This is a genomic window from Bradyrhizobium sp. YCK136, assembly GCF_044570075.1.
In the GTDB taxonomy this organism is placed as follows: domain Bacteria; phylum Pseudomonadota; class Alphaproteobacteria; order Rhizobiales; family Xanthobacteraceae; genus Bradyrhizobium; species Bradyrhizobium diazoefficiens.
Genome location: NZ_CP172424.1, coordinates 76,016 through 89,293, shown reverse-complemented (window position 1 = coordinate 89,293; position 13,278 = coordinate 76,016). Strand labels below are relative to the sequence as shown.

The 13,278-nt window shown below is 65.9% G+C and carries 9 protein-coding genes, 1 pseudogene and 1 riboswitch; of the genes and pseudogenes, 7 read left to right on the top strand and 3 right to left on the bottom strand.

The window, feature by feature from the left end; translation table 11 throughout:
• Nucleotides 1-94 precede the first annotated feature (94 nt).
• Nucleotides 95-549, top strand: a pseudogene (locus tag ACFLEY_RS00435) (SRPBCC domain-containing protein).
• 14 nt (nucleotides 550-563) lie between these two features.
• Here ACFLEY_RS00435 and ACFLEY_RS00430 read toward each other — a convergent pair.
• Complete coding sequence (locus ACFLEY_RS00430; protein WP_060909640.1) at nucleotides 564-1,733, bottom strand: DNA topoisomerase IB; 1,170 nt, start codon at nucleotides 1,731-1,733, stop codon at nucleotides 564-566.
• Nucleotides 1,734-2,124: 391 nt separating this feature from the next.
• Here ACFLEY_RS00430 and acs point away from each other — a divergent pair, with 391 nt between their 5' ends.
• Complete coding sequence (gene acs / locus ACFLEY_RS00425) at nucleotides 2,125-4,071, top strand: acetate--CoA ligase (protein ID WP_060909639.1); 1,947 nt, start codon at nucleotides 2,125-2,127, stop codon at nucleotides 4,069-4,071.
• Nucleotides 4,072-4,503: 432 nt separating this feature from the next.
• Entirely contained in the window at nucleotides 4,504-5,019 is a 516-nt protein-coding gene (locus ACFLEY_RS00420) for a L,D-transpeptidase (RefSeq protein ID WP_011083403.1), read from the top strand.
• A gap of 53 nt (nucleotides 5,020-5,072) precedes the next feature.
• Here the strand turns inward: ACFLEY_RS00420 and ACFLEY_RS00415 are convergent, their stop codons facing one another.
• The gene (locus tag ACFLEY_RS00415; RefSeq protein WP_039186434.1) at nucleotides 5,073-5,657 is read right to left on the bottom strand and encodes a thermonuclease family protein; all 585 of its coding nucleotides are present in this window, start codon (nucleotides 5,655-5,657) and stop codon (nucleotides 5,073-5,075) included.
• A gap of 233 nt (nucleotides 5,658-5,890) precedes the next feature.
• Between ACFLEY_RS00415 and ACFLEY_RS00410 the strand changes: the two genes are divergently transcribed.
• Together ACFLEY_RS00410 and ACFLEY_RS00405 are read left to right on the top strand one after the other, a co-directional pair.
• On the top strand, nucleotides 5,891-7,921 hold the full coding sequence (locus ACFLEY_RS00410; RefSeq protein WP_211433344.1) for a methyl-accepting chemotaxis protein: 2,031 nt from the start codon (nucleotides 5,891-5,893) through the stop codon (nucleotides 7,919-7,921).
• 141 nt (nucleotides 7,922-8,062) lie between these two features.
• Entirely contained in the window at nucleotides 8,063-9,508 is a 1,446-nt protein-coding gene (locus tag ACFLEY_RS00405) for an FAD/NAD(P)-binding protein (protein WP_060909637.1), read from the top strand.
• 4 nt (nucleotides 9,509-9,512) lie between these two features.
• Here the strand turns inward: ACFLEY_RS00405 and ACFLEY_RS00400 are convergent, their stop codons facing one another.
• Nucleotides 9,513-9,722: a DUF1674 domain-containing protein gene (locus tag ACFLEY_RS00400; protein WP_028174957.1), complete on the bottom strand. Its 210-nt coding sequence runs from the start codon at nucleotides 9,720-9,722 to the stop codon at nucleotides 9,513-9,515.
• A gap of 189 nt (nucleotides 9,723-9,911) precedes the next feature.
• On the opposite strand from ACFLEY_RS00400, the gene ACFLEY_RS00395 reads away from it, so the two are divergent.
• Both ACFLEY_RS00395 and ACFLEY_RS00390 read left to right on the top strand, forming a co-directional pair.
• Nucleotides 9,912-11,258, top strand: a complete 1,347-nt coding sequence (locus tag ACFLEY_RS00395; RefSeq protein ID WP_060909636.1) for a transcription antitermination factor NusB — start codon at nucleotides 9,912-9,914, stop codon at nucleotides 11,256-11,258.
• Nucleotides 11,259-11,417: 159 nt separating this feature from the next.
• Complete coding sequence (locus ACFLEY_RS00390; protein ID WP_060912809.1) at nucleotides 11,418-13,136, top strand: heparinase II/III family protein; 1,719 nt, start codon at nucleotides 11,418-11,420, stop codon at nucleotides 13,134-13,136.
• A gap of 59 nt (nucleotides 13,137-13,195) precedes the next feature.
• Nucleotides 13,196-13,278: riboswitch (ZMP/ZTP riboswitch) on the top strand.

The window sequence follows — 13,278 nt, the reverse complement described above, 5'->3', positions numbered from 1 at the left end:
TTGTCACGGGCAATCCTTGACGGAGCGCAGGGCCGCCGCCATGTCCCGAGGGCAGCCCAAGGGCAGCTCAAGGCAAGACGAGGGATGATCGCCGATGACCGAACCGTTCATAGTGCGACGCGAGACCCAGATCGCAGCCCCGCGTGCCACCGTCTTCGCCTATTGACCGATTCCGAGAAGATCTTGAGCTGGATGGGTTCCGACGCGACGACGGAACCGCATCCCGGCGGGCTCTATCTGCTCAAGGGTATCGGCCCGCGCGGCGCCGCCGCCCGCGGCGCCTTCCGCGAGGTCGTGCCGGTGCATCGTCTGGCCTACACGTTTGGCTGGGAGGGCGGCCAGGAAGTACCACCCGGATCGAGCCTGATCGAGATCGACCTGATCGAGCGCGACGGCGGCACGCTGCTGCGCATGACCCATAGCGGGCTGCCGACCGAGGAACAGGCCGCCGCACACGCGAAGGGTTGGGCGCACTATCTGGAACGACTCACCACCGCAGCCGCGGGCAACGATCCCGGTCCGGATAACGGCGTCTCGACCAAGTCGTAGCTCTTGTGGGGTCGTTACACCGCCGCGGTCGCGACCACCTGCGCCAGAAGCTGCTCGCGCCTCGCCTGCGAGCGCTGGCCCTTCATGGTCGCGGCGAAGCGCTCGAGAATGCCGTCCTCGAAGGCGGTGACGATGGTGTCGTGGACATAGCTCTTGCGGCAGATCGCCGGCGTGTTGGAGAGCTTGTCGGCCGCGGCACGGATCGCGTCCAGCACCTGCTTCTTGCGGCCGCGCTGGCTGGTCGCCGGCGTGATCCGCGACAGCGATTCCACCACGACGGCGGAGGCCATCAGGGTGCGAAAATCCTTCAGCGAAATCTTGATGCCGGCGATCTCGCGCAAAAACGCGTTCACCTGCGTGGTGTTGACCGCGCGCACGATGCCGTAGGCATCGCGATACTGGAACATGCGCTTGCCGGGAACGCCGCGCAGGATGCCGATGGCGCGCACCAGCTTGGCCGCGTCGCACTCCTTCCGCACCGCCTTGCCGCCCTTCGCCTTGAAGGTCAGCACGAAGCAATCGTCTTCCAGTGTCACGTTCGACTTCAGCAGTGTGGTCGCGCCGCGGGTTCCGTTGAGGCGGGCATAGGATTCGTTGCCGGGACGGATCGCGGTGCGCGCGATCAGCTCGATCACGGCCGAGAGCGCGAATTCGCGTGTCGGCTCGTCACCCGACAGGAACGCCGACACCTTGCGCCGGATCTTTGGCAGCGCGCCGACGAGTTTCTCCAGGCGATGCGCCTTGCGGTGCTCGCGGACCTTCTCCCAGTCGGCGTGATAGCGGTATTGCAGCCGGCCCGCGGCATCGCGTCCCACCGCCTGGAGATGCGTGCTCGGATCGGCCGAGTAGCGCACCTCGCGATAGGCCGGCGGCACCGCCATGGCGTGCAGCCGGCGGATGGTGCGGGCGTCGCGGATATGCGCGCCGTTGGGACGGACGAAGGAATAGCCCTTGCCGCACTTGATACGGCGGATGGTCAGCTCGTTCTGGTCGCCGAGCCGCAGGCCCAGCTCCCTGGCCAGCGCCTCGACCGTCGCCGCGGGCGCCGCGTCGAAGACCTTTTTCGGGCTGAGACGCGCTGATGCGGCCGGTTTCGGCCATTGTCCCAGGGCCTTGGCCAGCGCAACAGCTGCAGGATCGGCTGAAGCGGGCCGCATCGTCCCGAGATTCTGCTGATCCATCATAGTGTTACGCCTTAGCCCTGCCTGTTACCGGTCAATGCCGCTGTTCTGATTTTTGTTCCTAGGGGGTCTCTTTGGACCCGGGTTGGCCATTTAGGGTGTTCCGAACCGTATTGCGAGTCCCGAATCGGTGAGAGACGGTTCCCAAATACCTCCGAACGGCGCATGGGGCTCTGCGCGGGCCTGTTCCGGGGATCTGGGTAAAGAGCCGAAAGGCGCCGACCGGCCTGTTTCAGATTTGCGACAGCCGGCCTGCGCACCTTGATCCTTCGCATGGCGGGCCGCTCGCCGAAGGTCCAGCTTGTGCACCTTGTCGGGTCCGGTTAGCCCGACGCATAATCAGCCCAATGATTGATGTCGGCATTGCCTGAGCTTGCCGCATGTGGAGGGAAATATGTCCGAGAAGATTTACGACGTGCCGGCGGAATGGGCAAAGCGCGCCTGGGTCGACCAAGCCAAGTACAAGGAAATGTACGCCCGCTCGATCTCGGACCCGAACGGTTTCTGGGCCGAACAGGCCAAGCGGATCGACTGGATGAAGGCGCCGACGAAAATCGAGAACGTCTCCTTCGCGCCGGGCAACGTCTCGATCAAATGGTTCGAGGACGGCGTCCTCAACGTCGCCCATAACTGCATCGACCGTCATCTGCACAAGCGCGCCAACCAGACCGCAATCATCTGGGAAGGTGACGATCCCTCGCAGTCCCGCCACATCACCTACAAAGAACTCCACGACGAGGTCTGCCGGATGGCCAACATCCTGCGTACCCGCAACGTCAAGAAGGGCGACCGCGTCACCATCTACCTGCCGATGATTCCGGAAGCGGCCTACGCGATGCTGGCCTGTGCGCGGATCGGCGCGATCCACTCCGTGGTGTTCGCGGGCTTCTCGCCCGACAGCCTCGCCCAGCGCATCAACGACTGCCAGTCCAAGGTGATCATCACCGCCGACGAAGGCCTGCGCGGCGGCAAGAAGGTGCCGCTGAAGGCCAATGTCGACGCAGCGCTCGCCAAGGCCGACGCCGTCGACTGGGTCGTCGTGGTCAAGCGCACCGGCGGCAAGATCGACATGAACCCGACCCGCGACCTCTGGTATCACGAGGCGGCGGCGATGGTGACGACGGAATGCCCGGTCGAGCACATGCACGCCGAGGATCCGCTGTTCATCCTCTATACCTCAGGCTCGACCGGCCAGCCCAAGGGCGTGCTGCACACCTCCGCCGGCTATCTCGTCTATGCCGCGATGACGCATCAATACGTCTTCGACTATCACGACGGCGACATCTACTGGTGCACCGCCGACGTCGGCTGGGTCACGGGCCACAGCTACATTCTCTACGGGCCGCTCGCCAACGGCGCGACCACGCTGATGTTCGAGGGCGTGCCGAATTATCCGGACAATTCCCGCTTCTGGAACGTCATCGACAAGCACAAGGTCAATACCTTCTACACCGCGCCGACCGCGATCCGCGCGCTGATGCAGGGTGGCGACGAGCCGGTGAAGAAGACCTCGCGCGCCTCGCTGCGCCTGCTCGGCTCGGTCGGCGAGCCCATCAATCCGGAAGCCTGGGAGTGGTATCACCGCGTCGTCGGCGAGGACCGCTGCCCGATCGTCGATACCTGGTGGCAGACCGAGACCGGCGGCATCCTGATCACGCCGCTGCCGGGCGCCACTAAGCTCAAGCCGGGCTCGGCGACGCAGCCCTTCTTCGGCGTGGTGCCGGAGATCGTCGATGCCGACGGCAAGGTTCTGGAAGGCGAGACCACCGGCAATCTCTGTCTCACCCGGGCATGGCCGGGCATGATGCGCACGGTCTATGGCGATCACGCGCGGTTCGAGCAGACCTATTTCTCGACCTACAAGGGCAAGTATTTTACGGGCGACGGCTGCCGGCGCGACGCCGACGGCTATTACTGGATCACCGGCCGCGTCGACGACGTCATCAACGTCTCCGGCCACCGCATGGGCACCGCGGAGGTCGAGAGCGCGCTGGTTGCGCATGAGAAGGTGTCGGAAGCTGCCGTCGTCGGCTTCCCGCACGACATCAAGGGCCAGGGCATCTACGCCTATGTCACCCTGATGGCCGGCGTCCAGCCGACCGAGGATCTGCGCAAGGAGCTCGTGACCTGGGTGCGCAAGGAGATCGGCCCGATCGCCTCGCCCGACCAGATCCAGTTCGCGCCGGGCCTGCCCAAGACCCGGTCCGGCAAGATCATGCGCCGCATCCTGCGCAAGATCGCCGAGGACGAGCCGGGCAGCCTGGGCGACACCTCGACCCTGGCCGATCCCGCCGTGGTCGACGACCTCGTCAAGAACCGGCAGAACAAGAAGTCGGCGTAAGCCAAGGTCTCGTGCCCCGGACGCAGCGCAGCGCGCACTTCAGCGGTGCGCTGCAGAGCCGGGGCCCGACTGTCCACACGCAAAGAACTGGGTCCCGGCTCTGCGCCTCGTCACTTCGTGCCGCGCCTTGTCCGGGACACGCGACCAAACCTCGCTCCGCACTCTGTCGCCCCCCGAAACAACAGCGGTTCACACCCTCACGCTCTTGTTAGGGCGCTTGCCGGCATGGCCGTATCTTTCCCGCCGAGTGTTGTTTTCCAGTCATTTACTTTATTTCGAACATTTCCTTTGTTCCCCCTGCTGGCTGGCCCTCGGCGGCCGCGCGTAGAAACCATCCGGTTAACAGGCGCGGTAAAGAATGTCCGGGCAAGGCAGCGATTGCCGGGTTCTGCGTAGATTTGGACGACCCGTACGGGGCAAGGGGAAGCATTGATGGCGATGAGGATTGCTGTGGCGCTGGCCGCCACCATCGGGGCAGGGATATTGATGTCAACGGCGGCGGAGGCGCGGCCGGAAATGGTGGGGACGCACCTGGCCGACTATTCGCCGGGCACCATCGTGGTCAAGACCAACGAGCGGCGGCTCTATCTCATTCTCGATGACGGCCACGCCGTGCGCTATCCGGTCGGCGTCGGCAAGTCCGGCAAGCAGTGGGCCGGCACGACCCGTATCGACGGCAAATACCGCAATCCGGCCTGGTCGCCGCCCGCCGAGGTGAAGCGCGACAAGCCTCAGCTTCCCGACGTCATTCCCGGCGGCTCGCCGCGCAACCCGATGGGCGTTGCGGCGATGACGCTCGCCGGCGGCGAATATGCGATCCACGGCACCAACGTGCCGGGCTCGGTCGGCGGCTTCGTCTCCTATGGCTGCATCCGCATGCTCAACGACGACATCACCGATCTCTACAGCCGCGTCTCTGTCGGCACGACGGTGGTCGTGACACGCTGATCACCGGGATCGGAGAGAATTGAAAGAGCCGCGTCCTCGACGCGGCTTTTTTGTTACCAGAAGCGCCACCCCCGCGCGCACCAGCCGTCGCGATGGCCGCCATTGTAGCTGCGCGCATAACCACCCGCGAGCAGCACGGCCGAGACGTTGGCAGTGCGTTTGGTCGCGACGTCGGCAAGAACACGCCCGTACTTGTCGGGGCCGAGATTGGTGATCGTGACGCCGCCCTGGCCGAGCAGGTTGCGCAGCGCGTCGGTGGCGGCTTCAGCCTTGTCCAGTTCCTCCTGGCAGGAGGCTTTCATCTCCGGCGCATCGATGCCGCGCAGGCGCACGCGCACGACGAGATCGCGGCCGCCCTGCTGATGCACGCGCGCGAGAAAAGTGTCGCCGTCGATGGTGCGGATGACGTCGACGGGCTGACGGCTAGCGGAATTGCCGGATTGCTGGAGGATGATCTCGGTATCTTGCGACCGACCGTCGGCTCCATGCGGAACAGGCGCTCCGTGCCGGAAGGTGAGCACGATCGCCGCCGCGACGCCGACCACGAACATCCACGGCAACAGCCCCGCGAAGCGGCGGCCGAATGGCGAACCGCCGAACTGCGGCCGATAGGCATTGGGGCGATCGTGGAAGCGCATCAACTCACGCTAGGACTGAGTCGGGGAAACCGGCAAGGCACGATCGGCACCCGGGCTGATCGGTGATCGCTTGATCGCCCCGATCGTTGCCCGACGAAGAAACGTACCTATGCGCGGCGCGCTGTTCCAAACGCTCTCCGCTCGATACCTCCTGTAGTTGTACGGAGTTTAAGATTCACGCGTTGTTTAGTGATAGGGCGGAGTACTCGGTTTGCGTGTGGGGAGCGGTAAGCATGGCATCGTTCAAGGTTCGCATCGGTACAAAACTGGGATTGACCGCGAGTGCGGGTGTCCTTCTCGTCGGCGGCATGCTCGCCAACCGGCTCATTCGCAACGAGCAGATCGCGGACCTGAGCCGGCTGGTGGTCATCAACACCGCGAACAAGGCCAACGCCCAGGGCGCCGAACTCGCAGTGACCCGGGCACGCCTCGCCATAGCGGAAATCGGATCCGCATCCTCCGCCGACGGTCTCGCCAAACATCTCGAAACATTGCGTGGCTCCATCGCCGGTGCCACGACCGAAATAGACGCCGCATTGGAACGGTCCAAGCGTGCCGAAGCCAAAGAGCTTTGTCGCGAGGTGAAGATCCTGCTCGACGCCTCTCTGAAGGCCGGCAACGATCTCGGCGAGGCTCGTGGCACCGCCGTCGCCGAATTCGCCGCGGCAAGCCAGATCGAGGAGGCCTGGAACAAGGCCCTCGAGACCCTGTTGGCGTCGTCCGCAATCGCCGCATCGCAGAACCGGCTCAACATCGAGGTCGCATTGCGCGAAGCCGACGCCTTGTTCAAGGCGGTCAGCGCGGCCGACTGGCATTTCACGGCGACCGGAGACGCCGTGCAGAAGGACCGCATCGCCGAACGCGCCGACGCCATGATCCGCGTTCTGAAACAGGTCCGTCAGTCCGCCGACGACAAGAAGATCGTCGACGGTGTCGACGCGCTCGCCGCGCTCGCCGGACGCTACAAGGCGGCAACCGGCGCAGCCATCAAGGCGGAGGAAGCCAAGAGGCGCATTTTCGACGAGCGGGTGCTTCCGGCCGCCAAGGAAATCACAACGCGCGTCGACAAGCTGGTCGCCGCCAACAACGAATATATGGCTCTGCGGCAGAGCCAGCTCGTGACCGCGCTGGAGCAGGCGACCCAGGTCAGCCTGGCCGTCGGCGTCCTCGTGATCCTGGTCCTGGCCGGCTCCGCCCTGTTTTCCGTGCTGAGCATCGCCCGGCCGATCCGTCGCATCGGCGACGTGCTGCTGCAACTCGCCGGCGGCAACAAGGCCGTCGAGATTCCCTACACCGCCCGCGGTGACGAAGTCGGCGACAACGCTCGCGCGGCCCGCACGTTCAGGGACAACCTGATCCGCATCGAGCGGATGGAGGCCGATCAGAAGGATCAGGAGGCCGCAGCCGCTGCGCAGCGCAAGCAGGAGATGATCCGGCTGGCCGGTGCGTTCGAGGATGCGGTCGGCGGCATCATCAATTCGGTTTCGGTCGCCTCGCAGCAGCTCGAATCCGCCGCCGGCACGCTGTCGGGGACAGCGGAAGAGACCGAGCAGCTTTCCGGAATGGTGGCCGCGGCCTCCGAAGAAGCCTCTGCCAATGTCGGAGCCGTGGCGTCCGCCGCCGAGGAGATGAGCGCATCGGTCGTCGAGATCGGCCGGCAGGTCCATGATTCCAGCCGCATCGCCGGCGAAGCGGTGCGGCAGGCCGAGCGTACCGACCTCCGGATCAACGAATTGCTCAAGGCCGCGGGCCGGATCGGCGACGTCGTCAAATTGATCACCGCAATCGCGGAGCAGACCAACCTGCTGGCCTTGAATGCCACCATCGAAGCGGCGCGCGCCGGCGAGTCGGGTCGCGGATTTGCCGTGGTGGCGAGTGAGGTCAAGGCGCTCGCAGCCCAGACCGCGCGGGCAACCGACGAGATCGGCGCACAGATCGCCGACATGCAGACGGCGACGGAAGACTCCGTCGGTGCCATCAAGGAGATCGGCACGACCATCTCCAGGATTTCGGACATCTCGACCACCATTGCCGCCACCATCGAGGAGCAGGGGGCTGCGACGGCCGAGATCGCACGCAATGTCAGCGAAGCGGCCAAGGGAACGGTCGAGGTCGCCGACAAGATCGCTCAGGTCAGTCATGGCGCCGGCGCCACCGGTTCGGCGTCGACACAGGTGCTGGCATCCGCGCGCTCACTCTCGACCGAGAGTGGCCGCCTCAAGAACGAGGTCGCGAAATTCCTCGATACGGTGCGGGCCGCCTGAAGACCCGCACCTCCTGCGGCCGGCCCGAGGCCGACCGCAAGCGATCATTCTCACGTGACGAATAATCAACGGCTTTGGGAGACCCCCACGCCGAGCCCCCGCTCGCGCCTGGGTCAAACATATAGACTGGGGGATTGAGCGATGATCATCAGCATTGTCGGCGGTGGCGCGACCGGCATCACGATCTTGCGTCATCTGGCGGAGCTCGCCGCATCAGGGCGAGACAACGGCGCGATCAGCGGAATTCAGCTCTTCGACAAGTCCGGTTTCGATGGCGGCGTTGCCTATCGCACGCAGAGCGACCGCCATCTGCTCAACATGAAGGCGTCGACGATGTCGATCCGTCCGGGCGACGCGGACGAGTTTCTGCGCTGGCTTCGGGCCCGCGGCCTCTCCTGCCACGGCAACAGGCACCTGCCGCGGATGGTCTATCGGGACTACCTCGACGCCGTGCGACTGGCCGCGATCGCGCAATGCCGCAGCGCCGGCGTGCCCGTTCATGTCGAGCATGCCGAAATTGTCCGCATGCGGTTCTCGCCGGATCGCGATGTCCTGCTGACGACCGACCTCAACATCAGGCATATCTCGTCCGTGCTGATCCTCTGCACCGGTCACAACGCGCCCGACGACCATTACGGCCTCGCCGCAATCCCGAACTACATCCGCGACCCCTACGCCCAATTCGCCTTCGCCGATCGCGACGGCGTCGAGGTCGGCATCCTCGGAAGCGGACTCAGCGCGGTCGACACCGCGGCGGCGCTGGCCAAAACCCACCAGTCCGTCAGGATGACCTGCTTCTCCAGAAGCGGCCTGTTTCCGACGGTGCAGCCGGTGACGCTTCCCGCCACCGCAGATGACTTCCGCGACGCCCTGCATCGCTATGTGGCCAGCCGCGAGCGAATCGAAGCGGACGCCTTTGCCGCCCGCCTTTCCGGACTGCTGCTGGAGACCACCGGAATTCGCTGCGATCTGTCTTGCCGCAACGTCGGCGGCGATGCGCTGGCCGATCTCGAGCACAACATCGGGCGAGCGGAGTCCGGCGAGCCCAGCGTCTACTCCTATCTCGTCAGTGTCATCGACGTGATGTGCGATGCCTGGAGCCGGATGCGCGATGTCGAGAAGATGCGCTTCATGGACGTCTACAATTCCGGCTGGCTCCGCAATCGTTCGGCGATGCCGCTGGAGAACGCAATCCGTATCCGCGACCTGATGCGCTCGGGCAGGCTCTCGGCCCACGCCCGGCTGCGCAACGTGACCGGCATCGGCGGCCGATTTCGCGCGATCCTGGGCGAGGGCGATCGTCACGACGTCGATTACGTCATCGACGGGACAGGACCGTCCTACCGGCTGGACTCGAGCCCGCTCTATCAGGACATGCAGCGGCAGGGGCTCATCGCGTTCGACGCACTCGGCGGGATTCGCTGCGGCTACGACGACAGCCGTGTCCACGACCGCCACGGCACAGCTCATCCGAACGTGTACGCGGTCGGTGGCCGCGGTCGACATCAACCTGCGCCGCGCCCAGGAGCACCATTATCTCTAGCGGCCGGGACGAGCCTTGCCCGCATCGTCGACCGATCCGGCTGACGGCTCAGAAGTCGGACGCGATGCCCTTGCGCTCCCAATCGCCGTAGCGGGTCGGCTCGGGTCCCTTCGGCCCCTGCAACTCTTTCGGCGTCGCCTTGGCGTCGTCCTCGGCCTGGACCGCCGCAGCCTGTCGGCGCGCCTCGGCCTCGGCCAGCGCGCGCTGGGCTGCCGGCGACAGCGGCTTGCGATCGGAAACGGGTGGCTGGTCACTCATCGCCAGGTCTTCTAGCGCAGGACGAGCCGCAATGCGACGTCCAATAACGCATTCCTGAAATCGGGCCCAAAGGGCTGAAAAAGCCGGAAGCGATTCTTACATTTGGCATATTCGCGTGCCAGAGATCGCTTTCTCAAGGCATGCGCCCATATCGGCGGAACTGCCGCTCGCTCAGAACCTTGCTTCCGCATGCCATCTCAACGTTTCGCCCCACCATCCGAAGTGCCTGGTCTCGCGGCGCGGCGGATTGCCGCCGACATCGTCGACGGCGTGCTGCACAAGCACCGCACGCTTGACGACCAGCTCGACGGCAGCGGCGCCCATCCCGGACTGAAGACGCTGGCCGACCGCGACCGCGCGCTGATGCGCCGCCTGGTCGCGACCGTGCTGCGCCGGCTCGGCACGCTCGGCCATGTGCTATCCCGCCTGCTCGACAAGGGCATCCCCTCCGAAGCACCGCGCGCGCAGAGCGCGCTGCTGATCGGCGCCGCCCAGATCCTCTGGATGGACGTGCCCGATCATGCCGCCGTCGATCTCTCCGTCCGCCTCGTGCAATCCGACCGGCGCGCCGCGCGCTATGCCGGCCTCGTCAACGCCGTGCTGCGCCGCTGTGCGCGCGAGGGCCAGGCGCTGGTCGAGGAAGTCGCCACGCAATCGCTGGACCTGCCGCCATGGCTGCTGGCGCGCTGGCGCGCACATTATGGCGAGGCCGCCGCAAGAGACATGGCGCTGGCGCTCGGCCATGAGCCGTCACTCGATCTGACCGTGAAGTCGGACGCCGAACAATGGGCGAGCCGCCTGCACGGCGAGACGCTGCCGACGGGGACGGTGCGGATGCTGCTGCACGGCTCGGTGACCATGCTGCCCGGCTTCGCCGAGGGACAGTGGTGGGTGCAGGATGCCGCCGCCGCATTGCCGGCCCGGCTGTTCGGCGACATTAAGGGCAAGTCCATTGCCGATCTCTGCGCCGCCCCCGGCGGCAAGACCGCGCAACTGGCGCACGCCGGCGCGCATGTCACGGCGATCGACCGCTCGCCCGCCCGGGTCGCACGGCTGCGCGAGAATCTGGCGCGGCTGTCGCTCCAGGCCGAGACCGTCGTCGCTGACGCCGCGGAATGGGCCGGCCCCGCCGAAGGTTTTGACGGTATCCTGATCGACGCGCCCTGCACCTCGACCGGCACGATCCGCCGTCATCCCGACGTGGCCTGGCTGCGACAGGAGTCCGACATCGCCGCCCTGACCGCGCTCCAGCAGCGGCTGCTGCGAAAATCGGTCTCGCTGCTCAAGCCGGGCGGGACGCTGGTCTACTGCACCTGCTCGCTGGAACCCGAAGAGGGCGAACAGGCCATCGCCACGCTGCTGGCCGCAGAGCCTGCGCTTCGCCGCGTCCCGATCGAGGCGTTGGAGGTCTCAGGGCTCTCCGAGATCATCACTGCCGAGGGCGACCTGCGCACCCTGCCCAGCCATCTGCCGAACGCCGATCCCAAGCTCGGCGGGCTCGACGGATTCTTTGCAGCCCGGCTCGTTAAATCCTGATTTTGCACTGGTTTTTGCAACCTCGGCGTTGATTCCCACCGTTCAAGGTGGTGTCAGACGGTCGATTTTGGGATTAATAAGGATTCGTCGGAATCCTCCTCTCCCCCTTCAAGGCAAGGCGTGTCGGTCGCTCAACGCAGACGTATCTCGACGCTGGTGATGAACCGCTTCGCGCGGAACATGCTCGCGCGCGCGAGCGGCGGCTCCGTTGCGCTGTCACGGGTCTGGCCCGGCCGCACCGACCGCCTGATCATCGCGCCGCATGATCTGCGCACCGCGGACGCGACCCGCGCCGCCGAGATCTATGCCGGCCGCTTCGTCTTCGCTGGCAAGATCGTCAATTGCCACGGCCGCTCGATCTTCGATCTCGAGCCGCCGTCGGAGGATTGGGAGGTTGCGCTGCTCGGCTTCGGCTGGCTGCGCCATCTGCGCGCCGCCGACACCGCGCTGACGCGCGCCAATGCGCGCGCGCTGGTCGAGGACTGGATCGCCAACCCCGCCAACAAGCGCCGCCCCGTCGCGCGGCGCGCCGACGTGCTCGCGCGGCGCGTGATCTCGCTGCTGTCGCAGGCGCCCCTGGTGCTCAACGACACCGACAACAAATTCTACCGCCGCTATCTGCGCGCGCTGGCCCGCGAGATCCGCTTCCTGCGCTACACCATGGTCAACATCCCGGACGGGGTGCCGAAGCTCCAGGTGCTGATCGCGCTGTGCTACACGACACTCTGCCTCGCCAACCAGGCGCGCCATATCCGCAGCGCCTCGAAAAAACTTTCGGACGAACTGCAGCGGCAGATCCTGCCCGACGGCGGACACATCTCCCGCAATCCGGGCGCGCTGATCGAGCTCCTGATCGACCTCTTGCCGCTGCGGCAGACCTTTGCCGCGCGCAACATCGCGCCGCCGCCGGCGCTGCTCAACGCGATCGACCGCATGATGCCGATGCTGCGCTTCTTCCGGCATGGCGACGGCAATTTCGCGCTGTTCAACGGCATGAGCGCAACGCCCTCGGACCTGCTCGCCACGCTGCTCGCCTATGACGACACCCACGGCGCGCCGATGGCGAACATGCCGCATACCGGCTTCCAGCGCCTCGATGCCGGCCAGACCACACTGATCATCGACACCGGCCCGCCACCGCCGGCCGGCGTCAGCCACGACGCCCATGCCGGCTGCCTGTCGTTCGAATTGTCCTCCGGCATCAGCCGCATCGTCACCAATTGCGGGATGCCGACCACGGGCCGCGACAATTGGCGGCCGTTCGCGCGCAGCACGGCGGCGCATTCGACGCTGACCTATCACGACACCTCTTCATGCCAGTTCGTGGAGATGTCGGCGATGAAGCGGCTGTTGCATGGCTCGCCTGTCACCAGCGGCCCGGTCGAGGTCGAGAGCTATCGCGAGGTCGTTCAGAACGGCACGCTGCTCACGACGTCGCATGACGGCTATCTTGCCAAATTCGGCGCGATCCATCGCCGCGTCCTGATGATCGCCAATGACGGCGCGCGCATCGACGGCGAGGACACGCTGTCGCCGCCGCAAGGCGGACGTTTCAAGGGCGCGGATGCCGATTTCGCGGTCCGCTTCCATCTGCATCCGGCGGTGAAGGCGAGCCGGCTGTCGGATGCCCGCGGCGTCATGCTGGTGCTGCCGAACCGCGACGTCTGGACCTTCGAGGCGCTCGACGACAAGGTCGATCTCGAGGACAGCGTGTTCCTGGCCGGCAATGACGGCCCGCGCCGCACCGCGCAGATCGTGATCCGGCAGGATGCCCGCCAGGTGCCCTCGCTCCGCTGGAGCTTTGTCCGCTCCACCGCTTCGCCCGCTGTCACCAATGCCCGCCGCAACGCCCGCCGCGAGCCGGAACTTCCGCTGTAAATGCGCACGATTCGGCCCCATCTCATCGTTGTGAAAACGGCCGAAAGCTGCTATCGAGCGCTCGCTCGCGCGACTGGCGACCTTGGATGGAGCACCATCGGGAAGCGCGGGACTTAAGACGCCGCGCGCCTGGGCATAGACA

Excerpts from the sequence above, each read along its gene's own strand:
- ACFLEY_RS00430 (WP_060909640.1), bottom strand. The coding sequence starts at position 1,733 with ATGATGGATCAGCAGAATCTCGGGACGATGCGGCCCGCTTCAGCCGAT.
- acs (WP_060909639.1), top strand. The coding sequence starts at position 2,125 with ATGTCCGAGAAGATTTACGACGTGCCGGCGGAATGGGCAAAGCGCGCC.
- ACFLEY_RS00420 (WP_011083403.1), top strand. The coding sequence starts at position 4,504 with ATGGCGATGAGGATTGCTGTGGCGCTGGCCGCCACCATCGGGGCAGGG.
- ACFLEY_RS00415 (WP_039186434.1), bottom strand. The coding sequence starts at position 5,657 with ATGCGCTTCCACGATCGCCCCAATGCCTATCGGCCGCAGTTCGGCGGT.
- ACFLEY_RS00410 (WP_211433344.1), top strand. The coding sequence starts at position 5,891 with ATGGCATCGTTCAAGGTTCGCATCGGTACAAAACTGGGATTGACCGCG.
- ACFLEY_RS00405 (WP_060909637.1), top strand. The coding sequence starts at position 8,063 with ATGATCATCAGCATTGTCGGCGGTGGCGCGACCGGCATCACGATCTTG.
- ACFLEY_RS00400 (WP_028174957.1), bottom strand. The coding sequence starts at position 9,722 with ATGAGTGACCAGCCACCCGTTTCCGATCGCAAGCCGCTGTCGCCGGCA.
- ACFLEY_RS00395 (WP_060909636.1), top strand. The coding sequence starts at position 9,912 with ATGCCATCTCAACGTTTCGCCCCACCATCCGAAGTGCCTGGTCTCGCG.
- ACFLEY_RS00390 (WP_060912809.1), top strand. The coding sequence starts at position 11,418 with ATGAACCGCTTCGCGCGGAACATGCTCGCGCGCGCGAGCGGCGGCTCC.